At 48.3% G+C, this 14,666-nt stretch carries 15 protein-coding genes; 4 read left to right on the top strand and 11 right to left on the bottom strand.

Annotated features, from left to right (window positions below; translation table 11 throughout):
- Positions 1 to 104 precede the first annotated feature (104 nt).
- Complete coding sequence (locus ABEW34_RS15990; protein ID WP_430160173.1) at positions 105 to 1,079, bottom strand: alpha/beta fold hydrolase; 975 nt, start codon at positions 1,077 to 1,079, stop codon at positions 105 to 107.
- 141 nt (positions 1,080 to 1,220) lie between these two features.
- Between ABEW34_RS15990 and ABEW34_RS15985 the strand changes: the two genes are divergently transcribed.
- Positions 1,221 to 2,072: a polysaccharide deacetylase family protein gene (locus ABEW34_RS15985; protein WP_430160172.1), complete on the top strand. Its 852-nt coding sequence runs from the start codon at positions 1,221 to 1,223 to the stop codon at positions 2,070 to 2,072.
- Positions 2,073 to 2,201: 129 nt separating this feature from the next.
- Here the strand turns inward: ABEW34_RS15985 and ABEW34_RS15980 are convergent, their stop codons facing one another.
- From ABEW34_RS15980 to yicI, 8 genes are all read right to left on the bottom strand, one after another.
- Complete coding sequence (locus tag ABEW34_RS15980; protein WP_430160171.1) at positions 2,202 to 2,897, bottom strand: 3D domain-containing protein; 696 nt, start codon at positions 2,895 to 2,897, stop codon at positions 2,202 to 2,204.
- Positions 2,898 to 3,005: 108 nt separating this feature from the next.
- On the bottom strand, positions 3,006 to 3,800 hold the full coding sequence (locus tag ABEW34_RS15975) for a CAP domain-containing protein (protein ID WP_430160170.1): 795 nt from the start codon (positions 3,798 to 3,800) through the stop codon (positions 3,006 to 3,008).
- Positions 3,801 to 4,165: 365 nt separating this feature from the next.
- Positions 4,166 to 5,113 (bottom strand): DUF4097 family beta strand repeat-containing protein, encoded by a 948-nt coding sequence (locus ABEW34_RS15970; RefSeq protein WP_430160169.1) that lies wholly within the window; start codon positions 5,111 to 5,113, stop codon positions 4,166 to 4,168.
- Positions 5,110 to 5,670, bottom strand: a complete 561-nt coding sequence (locus tag ABEW34_RS15965; RefSeq protein WP_430160168.1) for an HAAS signaling domain-containing protein — start codon at positions 5,668 to 5,670, stop codon at positions 5,110 to 5,112. Before ABEW34_RS15965 ends, ABEW34_RS15970 begins: the two co-directional genes overlap by 4 nt.
- Complete coding sequence (locus ABEW34_RS15960) at positions 5,667 to 5,987, bottom strand: PadR family transcriptional regulator (protein ID WP_430160167.1); 321 nt, start codon at positions 5,985 to 5,987, stop codon at positions 5,667 to 5,669. The genes ABEW34_RS15965 and ABEW34_RS15960 overlap by 4 nt, the downstream gene beginning before the upstream one ends.
- Positions 5,988 to 6,493: 506 nt before the next feature.
- The gene (locus ABEW34_RS15955) at positions 6,494 to 7,513 is read right to left on the bottom strand and encodes a Gfo/Idh/MocA family protein (protein ID WP_430160166.1); all 1,020 of its coding nucleotides are present in this window, start codon (positions 7,511 to 7,513) and stop codon (positions 6,494 to 6,496) included.
- 59 nt (positions 7,514 to 7,572) lie between these two features.
- Positions 7,573 to 8,343, bottom strand: coding sequence for a sugar phosphate isomerase/epimerase family protein (locus tag ABEW34_RS15950; protein WP_430160165.1), 771 nt, complete (start codon positions 8,341 to 8,343; stop codon positions 7,573 to 7,575).
- Between the two features lie 254 nt (positions 8,344 to 8,597).
- On the bottom strand, positions 8,598 to 10,919 hold the full coding sequence (gene yicI, locus ABEW34_RS15945; protein WP_430160164.1) for an alpha-xylosidase: 2,322 nt from the start codon (positions 10,917 to 10,919) through the stop codon (positions 8,598 to 8,600).
- Positions 10,920 to 11,069: 150 nt separating this feature from the next.
- Between yicI and ABEW34_RS15940 the strand changes: the two genes are divergently transcribed.
- The 3 genes from ABEW34_RS15940 to ABEW34_RS15930 all read left to right on the top strand — a co-directional run bounded on the left by ABEW34_RS15940 (position 11,070) and on the right by ABEW34_RS15930 (position 12,855).
- Positions 11,070 to 12,053 carry an AraC family transcriptional regulator gene (locus tag ABEW34_RS15940; protein ID WP_430160163.1) on the top strand — a complete coding sequence of 328 codons (984 nt, stop codon included), beginning with the start codon at positions 11,070 to 11,072 and terminating at the stop codon, positions 12,051 to 12,053.
- 237 nt (positions 12,054 to 12,290) lie between these two features.
- On the top strand, positions 12,291 to 12,518 hold the full coding sequence (locus ABEW34_RS15935; protein WP_046228538.1) for a hypothetical protein: 228 nt from the start codon (positions 12,291 to 12,293) through the stop codon (positions 12,516 to 12,518).
- 28 nt (positions 12,519 to 12,546) lie between these two features.
- Positions 12,547 to 12,855 carry a hypothetical protein gene (locus tag ABEW34_RS15930; protein ID WP_430160162.1) on the top strand — a complete coding sequence of 103 codons (309 nt, stop codon included), beginning with the start codon at positions 12,547 to 12,549 and terminating at the stop codon, positions 12,853 to 12,855.
- Positions 12,856 to 12,957: 102 nt separating this feature from the next.
- Here the strand turns inward: ABEW34_RS15930 and ABEW34_RS15925 are convergent, their stop codons facing one another.
- Both ABEW34_RS15925 and ABEW34_RS15920 read right to left on the bottom strand, forming a co-directional pair.
- Entirely contained in the window at positions 12,958 to 14,022 is a 1,065-nt protein-coding gene (locus ABEW34_RS15925) for an anthranilate phosphoribosyltransferase (protein WP_430160161.1), read from the bottom strand.
- 13 nt (positions 14,023 to 14,035) lie between these two features.
- The gene (locus ABEW34_RS15920) at positions 14,036 to 14,656 is read right to left on the bottom strand and encodes an ANTAR domain-containing response regulator (protein WP_430160160.1); all 621 of its coding nucleotides are present in this window, start codon (positions 14,654 to 14,656) and stop codon (positions 14,036 to 14,038) included.
- Positions 14,657 to 14,666: the final 10 nt, after the last annotated feature.

The raw sequence follows: 14,666 nt of genomic DNA, 5'->3' as shown, positions 1-14,666 counted from the left end.
TGCATGCATAAGCGACAATGATTCTGTATCTGGTTCTCCGGGTCATCAATGTCTTTCGTACTTCACAAAGATTAAACTGCTTCTTTAGCAGCCGATACATTTTTTCAGCCATTTGTTGAATCTGGTACGAAGAAATTCATAATTTGATCATGCAGTCCTGGCAAACCCTCATGGCCAAAATCCGGATAAATTTCCACTCGCTTCGGCGACTGAATTTTATTATAGACTGCAAACTGGGTCGAAGGCGGGCAGATCGAATCACTGAGGCCTACGCCAAGCAGCACCTCTCCGCGGATTCGCTCCGCCAGAAATTGAATATCAATATACCCAAGCTTTGTAAAAATTTCTTCCTCGCGTTTATGCTGCGGATCAAAATGGCGGAAATACGTACGCAGTTCAGCATAGGCATCAAGCGCCAAGTCCATCTCATACACGCGGCGATAGTCGCTGAGGAATGGATAAACAGGAGCAAGCTTTTTCACGCGCGGCTCCAGTGCGGCGCAGGCAATCGTGAGTCCACCCCCTTGCGACCAGCCCGTTGCATATACCTCATTTTCATCCACCTCTGGCAAATCCATGGCGATACGGGCGAGCCGCGCCGTGTCCAGATAAATATGACGGAACAGCATATTATCCGCTTCGCCATCAAGTCCGCGAACAATATGCCCGTTATGCGTCGTTCCTTTAACGCCGCCCGTATCCTCCGAGTAGCCCCCTTGCCCACGAACGTCCATCGCCAGCACCGAGTAGCCAAGCGATACAAAGCTCAGCTTATCGGCCCAGTCTCCTGAAGAACCTGAGTAGCCGTGGAACATAACGACTGCTGGGTGAGGCCGCTGAGCGCTTTGTCTAGGGCGAAGGTACTTGGCATGAATTCTCGCGCCGCGCACCCCTGTAAAATACAGATCAAAGCATTCCGCTGAAGCTGGCTGGAAAACGTTCGGGACCATTTCAACATTCGCAGCAGTTGCGTTAAGCTCGCCAAGCGCGCGATCCCAATAAGCCTCGAAATCCGCTGGCTTTGAACTTCTGCCTTGATATTTATGTAATTCATGAACAGGCATATCTAATAGGGGCATTATTTCATCCTCCATCTCATCTTCATATCCCATTAATTTTAAGCCTGTACCCTACACTTGTAAAGCGGATGAAAGGCGTTATTTAGGGAAAAATAACGTTTATTCCGGCTGTTTGCCAGACCGAATGGAGGACGTCATGAAATGCTCCAGCGCCTGAACAAATTGTTGATTTCGCTGCTCTTTATCGCCACCTTCCTGACATCTGCGGCAGAGCTGAACGCCAGCTCCAAGGCAAACGTAAAGATGGCGGCCATAACAGACAGCGGCGGCAGCCTTAGTCAGGCGGATAAAGCCAAAACAGGCAAAAAACGCCGCTCTGACAGCGTGTCATGGGTTAAGCTGCAGAAGCGCTATCCAGGCGCCTATTTTCTGAATGGGCCGCGTCATAAAAAAGAGGTCGCGCTAACCTTTGACGATGCCCCTGATCCACGTATTACCCCAGCAATACTGGATATATTGGCGAAGCATCACGTACAGGCCACTTTTTTTCTTGTAGGCACGAGAGCGGAAAAACATCCCGAAATCGTAAAAAGAATTCATCGCGAAGGCCATGTCATCGGCAATCACTCTTACAATCATAAGGTGATGTCGAAGCTTTCACCGAATGATTTTCACCGTCAAGTGTGGCGAACTGATGCGATCATTAGTCGAATCATCCCGTATCATCCTCACTTTTTCCGGCCACCCTATGGCGAAATGCAGCCTGGTCAAGTCGCGTGGGCCAAAAACAACGGTTATATCGTTGTAAATTGGGATGTTGATTCAGCGGATTGGAAAAACAATCCGACCAGCACGGTCATTTTACGGAATATGCATAAAACGCTGCGCCCAGGCTCCATCATCTTGCAGCATGCTGGTGGTGGCACCGCACAAAGCCTCTCTGGGACAATCGAGGCGCTTCCACAGCTCATTGCCTCCCTCCAGCAGAAGGGCTATCGCATCGTCACGCTGCCAGAGCTGCTTGAACAAAGTGCGGAGAGGCGCATCCGTTAACCCTGTGTTGTCATTGGAAAACAAACAAGCCAAACGGTCCTCGAGGAGAGGAACGCTTGGCTTGTACATAGGGTTATTGGAAACAGCGTTAAATGTAATAACGCAACAGACCTATTTCAAAATAACGCTCTACTTTACCATATATACTTTAACGTCTTGAATGCCGAAGCTTTGGGCAGTGGCTGTGCTGCCAGGTACAAAAATATCGATGCGATTGCCTTTAATCGCTCCGCCCATATCGTTTGCTACAGCAATCATGCCGCCATCAGGCAAGCCATCATAATCATAGCCTGTCACATAAAGCTTCGTACCAAGCGGAATTATCGAAGAATCTACCGCCACTGTTCCTACTTTAAGCGGATTGCCAAAATAATCGACGGCGCCCCATTTTCCGTTTTCCGAGGCTGCCGCTGTGTAAGCGGTCGCTTTTACATTCAGCTGCTTGCTGAACGTATAGCTGTTGCCGTTGCTTGCAATAATGCTTTTTGCAGACAGGCTCTCCGCCTTAATCGTTGCTGCCGATTTTGGCTGCGCCTGAGCGCTTGCTTTAGCTGTACTGTCAGCATTTTCCGCTGCCTTGACATTCGTTTTCACCGCTGCTGCCGCAACTGGAACATTCAATTTCATGCCTACCATTATGTTCAGCGGGTTGATTTTGGGATTAGCTGCAAGCAGTTTATCTAAATCGACCTTATACTGCTGGGAGAGCTTCCAGAACGTATCGCCTTCTGCCGCTTTATGTGTTTGGGTTGCCGCGTTAGCGGGAGCTGCTGCCAGCGTGCAGGAAAGCACAAGAGCAGCAGCTGTAAGACTTAGCTTTTTCATCACAAATATCCTCCAAAATCGATTAAGTCCATCCTTTACTAAGCCGCGCGGGCAAGGAGCTGCGCGGCGTGAAAGATTTAGCTAACGTTCACTTGTCTCTGTTCACTTCTAGTTCGTAAATTCTTGTACCCATTGGCCGTTGTAGTAGCCAACACCGATTTTGCCGAAGTTTTTGTTCAAAATATTTTCACGGTGACCTGTGCTGTTCATCCATGCTGTCATGACTTCGGACGGGTTGCGTTGTCCGGCAGCAATGTTCTCACCAGCGTAAGAGTAGCTGACACCAAAGCTCTTCATCATATCAAACGGCGATCCGTAAGTTGGGGATGTATGGCTGAAATATTTGTTGTCCGCCATATCCTTCGCTTTGGCTACCGCGACTTTTGTCAGCAGCGCATCGACTGTCAAAGCTGGAAGACCAGCGCTTGCACGCTCTTGGTTTACGATTTTGACGACTTCGCTTTGATAAGCGCTTTGATCGACAGTTGTTCCGCTGCCCGAATTCGAGGAGCCAGAGCCTGTTCCTGTCGTTGGCTTCGTTGTTCCCGTTGTGCCAGAACCAGTGCTTGGCTTTGTGCTGCCAGTGGAACCAGAGCCTGTGCTTGGCTTCGTTGTGCCTGTGCTTGGCTTCGTTGTGCCTGTGCTTGGTTTGCTTGAACCAGTACCCGTTGTTCCGTTAGGGAGGCTGATTGTAATACCGTTAAAATTAATTTTGCTCAAATCAATTCCGTATTGATCCGCAATTTGTTTCAACAAGTCTTGGTCAATGCTATAAGCAGTAATCTTGGAGTTCGCCTTCACTGCTGGTGCTGCTCCCACCGTCGATGGTGCTGCCACGCCTGCGCCGATTAATGCAGCTGCTGCTACGGCAGCGACACCTAGTTTAAATGGTTGCTTCTTCATTATGAAATCTCCTCCTCGAAGTTGTGTGTAATTTGTGTGTGCCGGTCATCCCGACGCAAACTATCGTAACATGGCATTTGGGCGGATACACGGCTCAAAAAATGGTAAAACAAGCGTTTTTCACGCGAAATAAACCGTTTTCAAGCATTTATGAGAAACTGCTCACTTTATAAATTCCGCTGAAAGATTAGCCGCGACTGCCTTTTTTCGCTCTTCGCCAGCCTGCCATCCAAATGAACGCTCCGCCATATTAGAATCCGCTCATAATCCCCTCATTTCCCAAGCCCAACCCGTTTAAAAAACAGAAAAAAGCCCCGCTGCGCTTGGCTTTGCGGGACTTTCTGCTGTTGCTTATTTTGCACACGCTATTTGAGCGTAATATTGCCCGAGCTGGTTTTCAAATCAATTGAAAGGTCCGATCCAGTCCCAATTGTGCCAGCAAAGGAATGTTCATCCTCTTTTTCCGTTTGAACATTGTCCCATTCGACCTTCTGGCTGCCGGATGTTGTTTTCAGCTTAATTTCGGCAGACTGTGGCGGCTGCTTAGCTTCAACGACGATATTGCCTGAGGTAACATCCAGCTTCATACTGTGAGTGATTTTTTCTGCTTCAACTTTGATGTTACCACTGCTCGCTTTGCCGTTCAGCTCTCCCGTACCATTAATAAAGCTTGCATTGCCGCTTGTCGTTTTGAATTCAACCGTTTCTGCCTTATAGTCTTCTATCTTGATGCTGCCGGAGCTGACATCCAGCTTCATGCTCTGACCAGTAACGCCAAGCAGCTCAATTTTTCCGCTTGTTGTTTCAAAATCCATCTCATCCGCAGACAAATCCTCCCCCTTCACACGTCCTGATGAGGTAAGCATCGCCAAAGTGCGGCTGTTCATTTCGGATGCACTGACGTCGCCACTGTTCGCCTTCAGCGTCACCTCATCCCATTTGCGCTCCGGCAGCTCTACGGTCAGCTTAAAAGAAGAATAGTTAATTCCGATGGTAAAACCCGTATTAAAGCTGCTTTTAATGACTAACTTGTCGCCATCCTGCTCCGTCTCAAGCTTTAGCTTGTTTAAATATTTCGAGCTTGCCCGGCCTTCCAAATGTACAACAATCTTATCCGAGCTCCCTGGCACCACTTCTATATCCATCGAACTCGCTTCTACCATCAAGCTGCTTACACCAGCTGCATCAACTGTTTTCTCCTGCGATACTGGCTTCGTTCCGAAGGACAGCAGCTCATCCCAGCTGAAGGAATATATCGCTCCGGCCAACCCGATCCCAACTAATATAAGCGCAACTGCAATTGCCTTTCTCATTGTTTTTTCCCCCTGATGATTTTCGTATTAAACTTCAAATATTTAATCGTTGCAGCGAAAAATCCTTTTGTCAGAGCATTAACGCCTACACCCAGCAAAATGCCGAGTCCAATGCAGATGAGCCCAATAGATGCTGCTTGGGTTAGTGTAAACATGCCGCTCCACATGCTCTCCAGCACCGTTGTGACGCCTGCCAATCCAAGCGCTAGGGTAGTCGCCCATAGAGCAATAAGCACGCCAACTGCAGCCACATAAGGCCCCAGCACAAATACGATATTGAAAAATCCCAAGCTCACCGTTGCAAGCACCGCCTTAGACGTGTTGCCGAAGCTTTTCACCGCTTCAGCCCGTTGTACTTTATAACCAAGCAGCAGCTCGCTCGCAATCTGCCTTGGGTCGCCTAGCTCCAATGCAGCCTCATGCTCGCTCTGCCCATTTTCCTCTGCCTGCTGAAAATGACTGTAATAATCGAACAGCCACTCACGGCGCTGCTGCTCCGGCACTTTGACGAGCAGCCTCTCCAGCTCGCTCATATAATTGTGTTTCGTCATCATCATGGACGGATCCCTTCCTCAATAATTTCATTTACGGCTGTCGAGAAGCTCGACCATTCATGAATGAGCCCTCGCATATGCTGCGAGCCCGCTTCCGTTAGTTGATAATATTTGCGCGGAGGCCCTTCATTCGATTCTTTAAGGTAAGTCGAGAAGTAGCCTTCCAGCGTTAGGCGATTGAGCAGCGGATAAACACTCCCCACGGCCACCTCGAACTTGGATGATATTTTTACGGCCAGTTCATATCCGTAACGGTCTCCCTCAGACGTTAAGACGAGTACGCATAGCTCCAGCACACCTTTCTTGAATTGCACATTCATACACGACGCTCCCTGCTTTGCTTAAATGCAAATGCCTCAGCTATTCGATATTATCGAATAGTGGATGAAACTTCCTTGCTGTTAAGCTAAATTTACCACATGCTATTCTATATTGCTATATACTAAGCTAAAAACAATACCAGCGCCCGAGGGTCTCTCCTCCTTAAGACGGAGAGACGTTAAATAGGATGGTGAAAGAGGAGCTGCGCTGCTGCGTGAAAGGTTTGGCTTACGATCGTCATTGCCTTTGCATTTCCTAATTAGACCGCAAAGCGGTCGAAATGCAAAGGCAAAAACGAACGCTATCGCTTCTCCAGCTCAAACCTTTCTCTTCACCTCTTGCCACCCTTTCACCTCCAAATTTAAAAGCCTTCACCATTTAACTCGGCGAAGGCAGTTTTTTTGAGGGATAACGCGCTTGGCTCGTTATCCCTACCATATAGAGTGACAAAATCAAACAATCAAACAATCAATGCATACAAAAACAATGGAACAATGAATGAATATTAGTTGATGTCGATGAATTTGCCTGTTGCTTGGGATTCGAAGGCGCTCAAAATGACTTTAAGCGATTTGCGGCCCTCTTCGCCAGTTACAGGTGGAGTCGTGTCATTGACGATGGAGTCAATGAATTTATCGATAACAAAGCTAGACAGCTGCTTCTCATTTGTGGAGATTTCGCCTGTTTTGTAGCGCTCTACTGTGCCGTCGCGCAGTTCAATGATGACTTGATCTTCCGGGTGCGTACCGATTTTCATAACGCCTTTGGAGCCCCACAAAATCGTGCTGTTGTCCTCGCCTTTGTAATAAGTCCAGCTAGCTACTAGCGAACCCATTGCGCCGCTCTTCATGCGAAGCACGCAGTTTGCGTTGTCGTCTACATCACTGTCTTTGTCTACTGTGCCAACGAAGCCAGCAATTTGAGCCACTTCATCGTCCAGCAGCCAGCGGATCAGGTCGGATTTGTGCACGCCAAGATCGCCCATTGCGCCCATGATCGCTTCCGGCTTGCGGAAAAACCAGCTTTCCGCACCATCAATGCTCCATGCATCCGGGCCCGGGTGGCCGAAGGATGTACGGAATGTCAGTACTTTGCCGATAATGCCCGTTTTCAGCAAATCTTTCGCTTTTACATGCGGCGGCATGAAGCGTTGGTTATGTCCAACCATCAGCTTAACGCCGTTTTTCGCTGCCGCTTCAATCATTGCTGCCGCTTCTTCATCTGTAGCTGCCATCGGCTTCTCAACCAATACATGTGCGCCAGCGTTAGCTGCTGCAATCGCTACTGGTGCATGAAGCGCGTTCGGTGTACATACGCTAACCGCATCGGGCTTGATCTCAGCCAGCATCGTCTCATAGTCTGCAAAAGCTTTGCCGCCATGCTTCTCGGCATAGCCTTCCGCACGCTCTATAATCGGGTCAACGAATGCGACCAATTCTACATTCGCATTGTCTGCATACTCCGGAATGTGACGATATTTCGAGATGGAACCGCAACCTACTACTGCTACTCTAATTTTGCTCATTATAAATGTATCCCTGCCTTTTCAATAATTAATGGATAAGATCAAGCCAAATTGGCGAGTTAAGCGTTCAGAAAATTGTTTTTCAGCCAGTCCATGCTTTCAGCAACTGCTTCAAGCGGAGGATTTGCGCAAGTATCCTGCTCAACGATCAACCATTCTACACCCGCTTCAACCGCACTATTAATGATAGGAAGCAGCGGAAGATCGCCACGGCCCAGTTCTACCGTATCAATTGGCCATTGGCCATTGTTGTCGCGGTAGTCCTTCAAATGAAGCAAAGGCAGACGTCCTGCATATTTCGCAATGTAAGCGAGCGGATCTTTGCCGGAAAATTGTACCCAGCCGATATCCATTTCCACTTTCAGCAGCTCAGGGCTGATTCGCTCATATAGAGCATCAAACACTTCTTTGCCGTCAATTTCCACTTTAAATTCAAAATCATGGTTATGATAAGCAAAATCAATACCCGCCTCGCGGAAACGTTTACCATACTCCTCAAAAGCTACAAAATGCTTCGCCCAAGCTTCAGCACTGCGCTGATCATCCAGCAAATAAGGACAGATCGCATATTTTGCGCCAATTGTTTTTAAGTAAGCGATTTCTTCATCCAGCTGGCTTTCCAGCAAATGCAGGCCGATATGGCTTCCGATCGCTTTCAGCCCAAGCTCCTGGAGCAAATCACGCATTTTCTCCGCTTCAATACCGCCATAACCTGCAAACTCCACGCCTTCATAGCCCATTGCCGCAACCTTGCGCAGCGTACCCTCGAAGTCTTCCGCTGTTACGTCACGGAGCGTAAACAATTGTAAACCAATTCCGATTTGTCCCACTTTGGCCGCACTCCTTTATATTGTGAATTTAGTTTCTCAATTCTTGTACCTTACCTTTCAAATTATATAGAAGGAGCGCTGCGAAAAACAGCTGTCTTGTTAGTCTTTTTATATGTTATTTTGCTGAATGCTGTCTTTTACTCTCAGGAAAAAACGCCCTGCGACGGCTGTTGATGCGGTCGTCACAAGGCGTTGGTCTGTTTTTGAAGCACATCCGGCATTATGCCGTTTGTTTATTTCAACTTTTATTTCAATCACTTCAGCGTAATCGTCAATGCCGTTTCTTTCGCGCCAGCAGCAATTGATACCGTGCCGTCTTGAAGCGAACCAGCGCCATCCACTTTAGCAATTTCGCCAATACCGTGTAGAGCCAGGCTGAGCGCTTTACCGCTGCCTTGTACCTTAACGGCTACTTCCTTGCCTTCGCGCTTCATAGTAACGAGCAGCTCTGCAGCGCCTTTAATGTCACGAATTGTGGATGATGCAGATGCTCCATCAGCGAGGCTGTACGCCGTCAGCTTCACGCCGTCAGCAAAGTCATAATCCGGCTTCGTATCATTTGCACCGATTGCAATGATCGAATTTGGACGAACGAACAATGGAAGCGACAGGAAGTCATGCGTTTCCTTGATCCATTTTCCACCCTCTACGATCTCTCCAGTCAGAAGATGCGTCCAGCTGCCTTCCGGCAAATAATATTGTACAAAGCCGTTTTCGTCGAATACAGGGGCAACTAGGATGGAATCACCCAGCATGTACTGGCGATCAAGGAACTCGGAAGTTGGATCCTCCGGGAATTCCAGCACCATCGCACGCATCGACGGCAAACCATGCTCCACCGCTTGTGCAGCTGTATTAAACAGATAAGGCATCAGGCTGCATTTGAGCTTCGTGAAGAAGCGGGTAACATCAACCGCCTCTGTATCATACGCCCAAGGCACCCGGTACGATCTGCTGCCATGCAGACGGCTGTGGCTGGAAAGCAAGCCAAACGCAAGCCAGCGTTTGAAGACATGGGCTGGAGCTGTGCTCTCAAAGCCGCCGATATCGTGGCTCCAGAAGCCAAAGCCGGACAAGCCCAGCGACAGGCCGCCACGCAGCGATTCTGCCATGGATTCATAATCTGCGTAGCAATCGCCGCCCCAGTGAACCGGAAATTTTTGGCCGCCAACGGTTGCGGAACGCGCGAACAGCGCAGCTTCATTTTTGCCCAGCTTCTCTTCCAATACCTCAAATACAACCTTGTTATATTGGTACGTGTAGAAATTGTGCATTTTTTCAGGGTCAGAGCCGTCATGGTACACTACATCGGTCGGAATCCGCTCTCCGAAGTCCGTTTTGAAGCTGTCAACGCCCATATCTACAAGCTCACGCAAATAACCTTTGTACCATTCGCAGGCCGCAGGATTTGTGAAGTCCACAATGCCCATGCCCGGCTGCCACATATCCCATTGCCATACGTCGCCATTTGGCTTTTTGATCAAATAGCCCTTGTCTCTGCCCTCTTCAAACAGACGAGAGCGCTGCGCGATGTAAGGGTTAATCCATACGCAGATTTTAAGTCCCTTGTCTTTCAGGCGTTTCAGCATGCCGACAGGGTCCGGGAATATCCGCTCATCCCATTTGAAATCCGTCCAGTGGAAATCGCGCATCCAGAAACAGTCGAAGTGGAATACATGCAGCGGCAAACCGCGCTCTTCCATGCCATCGACGAAGGAATTAACCGTTGCTTCATCATAATTGGTTGTAAATGAGGTCGACAGCCACAGGCCAAACGTCCATGCCGGCGGCAAAGAAGGCTTGCCTGTCAATGCGGTATATTTCCCAAGCACCTCTTTAATCGTTGGGCCGTCAATGACGAAATATTCAAGGGATTCGCCAGTCACGTGGAATTGAACCTTTTTCACTTTCTCCGAAGCAATCTCAAAGGAAACAAGATCCGGTTGGTTGACGAATACGCCGTAGCCTTTGTTCGTTACATAGAAAGGAATATTTTTGTACGCTTGCTCGGAGCTTGTGCCACCGTCCTGGTTCCAAATATCGACGACCTGGCCGTTGCGCACGAATGGCGTAAAACGCTCGCCGAGGCCATAAACCCATTCGCCCACTCCAAGATCCAGCTCTTCACGCATATAGGCTTGCTCTTTGCCTTCCGTAATATACGCCATCGACTTCTGCCTGCTTCCGGTAATGCGCTCGGAGCCGCGGTAGAAGTCCACTGACCACTCGGGTCCTTTACGAATATGAACGCTCAGGCTGCCGCTTGTCAAAATCGCTGCTTCTTCTGTTTCTTCTATAGTAACGAAATTGCCGGTTTCCTTCGTCAGCTCAAATACAGGACCGCGCTCACGCACGCCCATGTGATGGATCAGCTTAACGCCGACAACGCCTGGCATCGGAGAATGAAACCGAACCGTAAGCAGCATCGTATCTAACATATTGGAGCGTGACAAAATAGGACGCGGAGACGCATAAGCCGTAAGCACGCCATCCTTTTGCTCAAAATCATGGGCTTGTACCGCGCCCAGAAGGTCATACTGTTTGCGCAGCATCCAGTTGCCGTCAGTAAATTTCATAATAGAACCGACCTTTCTGCATTTATATCGATTATTTGACTTTAAAATCGTTCTATTTTGCATTATACTGATAAGCAAAGCAACAAACTAACAGAATTATGCCCGTTTATAACACCATTCTGATTTCTTCATCACCGGAGGTTGACTGCAATGGATTTGACGCTGCGTCATTCGCTCAGGGAAGACCGCATGCATGGCGATGTTACCTTTCCTCTTGCTGCTTACTGGATGGAATATGCACCTGGCGAGGTAAATGTAGATTGCCACTGGCATGACGAGGCTGAGTTTCTAGTTGTGCTGGAGGGCGAGATGCTCTTCCAGATTGACACCGAGTATTTCCCCGTTCGCGCTGGTGAAGCCGTCTTCATCGACAGCGGAGATATTCATGCCGGACACTCTTTAAATGGCTCCTCCTGCACCTATTGTGCCATCGTATTTGACGTTCGCTGGCTGGATAGTACAAGCTACGATGCTGTACAGGAAACATGCGTTCGTCCATTCCAGGAGAAGAAAAAGACGTTTCCGAGACATATATCACCGGACAGTGGTTGGAAGCGGCAGCTGCTCTTCCTGCTCCGTTCTATGATTAACTGCTGCAGAGCACCTTATGCCGGATTCGAGGCTGCGGTGAAAGGGTATTTCTACTTAATGCTGCATGAGATCGCTATTGAAAACCGGGCATGCAATCGCAGCGAAGCTAGATCGGATGACAGAACTCGAATAGAGCGGCTTAAGAAAAGCATCCTCTATATCCAGCTGCATTATCGCAGGCCGATACGTATTGGCGAGCTGGCGGAGCAAATTCCGATGAGCGAAGGACAGTTTTTCCGTTTTTTCAAATCAATGACGAGGCAGACGCCGGTTGAATATTTGAACGCCTATCGGGTAAATCAGGCGGCCGAGCTGCTGCTGCACACGGAACGCAAAATTTCAGACATCGCGCTGGAGGTCGGCTTCGACCATATCAGCTATTTTGTTAAAGTGTTTCGCAAGACGTTGAACTGCACCCCGTCCGATTTTCGCAAACAAAAGCGGAATCCGGTCCAAAATGGCGCATTACAAGGTGAAACGGCTTTCCCCGTCCTCTGGCGGCACAGCGCGTTTCAGTCCGAGAAATATAAGCCCAATTTATAAGTGCAAAACTTATAAATTCTTATATTTGAAGCAAAAACGACTTCGTCGTCCTTCTAGGACGTGGGAAGAGCTTTGCCCTAGAATTCTAAGCGGATTTAAGGATGAATCTTATAAATTCTTAGAATTTTAGAAAAAATGACGATTTTGTAACCTTTTCATAACTTTTTTTTAAGATTCGCTTAAGATTCATCAAGTAAAGTTAAATTAAAATTAACCAATGAGCGGAGGATTTCCTTTATGAAAACAATGCTGTTGTTTCAAAATAAAACGATTCCCGTCTATATAACGGATACGAATAAAAAAGCTGTCGAGAAACTGACCGATGTACTGAACCGCAAGCTGAACACTGGCAAAAATGCGCTCAAGCTCTGTATCAAGTCGCTGATCAGCGTCGAAATCGTCGGCAGCGAAGCTACGCTGCATTCGTATCATGAGAAGGATACGTTAACGATTTCCCTTTATTAATCCAAGTATGCTTCTGCAAGCTGAGTCCTTGTTATTCTGGCAATTGGACAAGCGTTTTGACCAAGTAGACACTCAGCTTGATCAAATGAATACGCGGCTTGATCAAATTCAAATCCAACTGGAGCGCATGGAAGATTCGCAAAATGATGATGTCATTGGCATACTTCGTCATACGCATGACAAAGTTTCGCTTTTGAATCAGAATGTTGCCAGCCTTAAACAGGATGTAGAATACATCGTTAAGGAGCAGTCTATTATTAAGCTCGAAATTGAACGTTTAAAACATAAACAACCGCTAATCTCCAATCAATATAAAAATGTGCTCGATGATCACTAATTCATCCCAAATCAAAAAGCAGCCTTCAAATTGCCCGCGACGCGAGCTTGAAGACTGCTTTTTTTCATGTAAATCTTAAATTCTATAAATGGCTACGTGCGACTAAGGCGTCGTCACAGTCGCCTTATGAAGCTGCTGCTGCTCCGAGATGAGCAAGCTAACCTTCCACTTCTCATAGAGCTCCCATGCCGCCCCATTGTCGATCAAGTCCTTGCATGTGTACAAGCCCTCTTCAATGGAATCGACTCGCTCTGCCAAATGAAGCCGGACCGCAGCGTTAAGCAGTACCTGATTCATAAAAGCGAGATGTCCGCCTCCATTAAGCACGGCCTCCGTCACAGCTATTTGCTCCGCGGGCGTCCAATCCACCTCGGGTACAGGCAGCTCCAGTCCATAGGCATCCGGATCAATAATTTGCAGGCTGGCTTCGCCATTTTCTACCTGATACGTTCTAGTTGGCCGCTCGATGAACAAATCCTCCGAGCCCTCCGTCCCTTGGACAATGAGCGCCTTCTTATAATTTAAATTCGTCAATAGCTTCGACATGCGGTCAAATACCGTATTGTGATAAACGCCGAATGCAAGATAAGGGGAATGTCCATAATCCACAAGCTTCTCAGCTGTGTTCAATACCGTTCGCATGCCCAATTCCTCGCGCAGCCCGTGCAGCCGCTTAAGCGGCGGGCACCATTCTTCTGCGGGAATGAACAAAATGCCCGTCTCTCTGGCAGCTTCAAGCGTTGCCTCCTGCGAAAGCAGCTTCGAGTTTATGCCCAGCTCAAGCAGCAGATCCTGCAGCGTAATGCCCCATTTTGGAGGAAGCGAAGCTGTACCGTGCAGCGTAACTGGCAATCCAGCAGCCGCTAAGACGAAGGAGGTCGCGAACGTGGCGTAAAATGATTTCTTTCTGCCGTCGTATGGTCCTGCACAGTCAATTCCCTCCTGCACATGCTCGCGGCGAGCCTGGCTCCGGCACACGTTGACGAAAGCTTCTAGCTCCTCCACACTTTCCATCTTAATTCGCTCCGCCATAAAAAAAGCGCCGATCTGCGCCTGAGTCGCCTCCAGATTTACAATCCATTCGGCTGCTTGCACCGCTTCATCATAGGTTAAATCACGCGCGCCCCTCTTGCCGCGCCCGACTTCCTTCAATAGATTGGTAATCATCGGTACTCCCCCTTTATTTCTGCTCCTGCAGCAGCTGATATACCTTTACAATGGACGTCGCTACATCCACAAGGCGTTTGCGTTCATTCATCGCCTGCTTGCGCAGCAAATCATAAGCCTCCGCTTCGGAAACTTTTTTAATGTCGCATAAAATGCCCTTCGCCATGTCGATCCATTTCCGTTCTTCCAGACGGCCTTCCAGCTGCTGGCGCTCCATCTGCCATTGCTGGCGCTCACTGCATTGCTTGGAGCCAAAATGGAAGGCCCAATGCAGCTCCTGCTCGGTCATAAGCGGCGTAAGGATGCCATCCACCGGAAGATCATCCTCGCAAAAAGCATTCGAAAGCGTTGCGGTTTCGGCACTGCACCACCAAAGCATCGGAATCTTTTTCCAACTCAGCAGTTTAGTGCCCCAATACTTTACTTCGTTTAATGGGAGATTTAATACTACCGCATCCGATTGAACGATATGCTTGCGCGCAAGCTCCTCGCTGCTGCCATACAAAACAAAATAACCACTGGATTCCAATATGACTTCAGGAAAAAGCCTGCTTAAATCGCGGTCTGCCTGGTTTTTCTGTTGTTCAGACTCTCGCTCGACTGCTTTATGTTCAATTAGTAATAAAGAACGCATTCAGGAGCGC

Origin of the sequence: Paenibacillus algorifonticola, from assembly GCF_050481745.1 — a bacterium.
In the GTDB taxonomy this organism is placed as follows: Bacteria; Bacillota; Bacilli; order Paenibacillales; family Paenibacillaceae; genus Pristimantibacillus; species Pristimantibacillus algorifonticola_A.
Note: the sequence above shows the minus strand (reverse complement) of the source record. Positions and strands in the feature narration are given on the sequence as shown.

Coding starts and splice junctions, on each gene's coding strand:
- ABEW34_RS15990 (WP_430160173.1), bottom strand. CDS start 1,079: ATGCCCCTATTAGATATGCCTGTTCATGAATTACATAAATATCAAGGC.
- ABEW34_RS15985 (WP_430160172.1), top strand. CDS start 1,221: ATGCTCCAGCGCCTGAACAAATTGTTGATTTCGCTGCTCTTTATCGCC.
- ABEW34_RS15980 (WP_430160171.1), bottom strand. CDS start 2,897: ATGAAAAAGCTAAGTCTTACAGCTGCTGCTCTTGTGCTTTCCTGCACG.
- ABEW34_RS15975 (WP_430160170.1), bottom strand. CDS start 3,800: ATGAAGAAGCAACCATTTAAACTAGGTGTCGCTGCCGTAGCAGCAGCT.
- ABEW34_RS15970 (WP_430160169.1), bottom strand. CDS start 5,113: ATGAGAAAGGCAATTGCAGTTGCGCTTATATTAGTTGGGATCGGGTTG.
- ABEW34_RS15965 (WP_430160168.1), bottom strand. CDS start 5,670: ATGATGATGACGAAACACAATTATATGAGCGAGCTGGAGAGGCTGCTC.
- ABEW34_RS15960 (WP_430160167.1), bottom strand. CDS start 5,987: ATGAATGTGCAATTCAAGAAAGGTGTGCTGGAGCTATGCGTACTCGTC.
- ABEW34_RS15955 (WP_430160166.1), bottom strand. CDS start 7,513: ATGAGCAAAATTAGAGTAGCAGTAGTAGGTTGCGGTTCCATCTCGAAA.
- yicI (WP_430160164.1), bottom strand. CDS start 10,919: ATGAAATTTACTGACGGCAACTGGATGCTGCGCAAACAGTATGACCTT.
- ABEW34_RS15940 (WP_430160163.1), top strand. CDS start 11,070: ATGGATTTGACGCTGCGTCATTCGCTCAGGGAAGACCGCATGCATGGC.
- ABEW34_RS15935 (WP_046228538.1), top strand. CDS start 12,291: ATGAAAACAATGCTGTTGTTTCAAAATAAAACGATTCCCGTCTATATA.
- ABEW34_RS15925 (WP_430160161.1), bottom strand. CDS start 14,022: ATGATTACCAATCTATTGAAGGAAGTCGGGCGCGGCAAGAGGGGCGCG.
- ABEW34_RS15920 (WP_430160160.1), bottom strand. CDS start 14,656: ATGCGTTCTTTATTACTAATTGAACATAAAGCAGTCGAGCGAGAGTCT.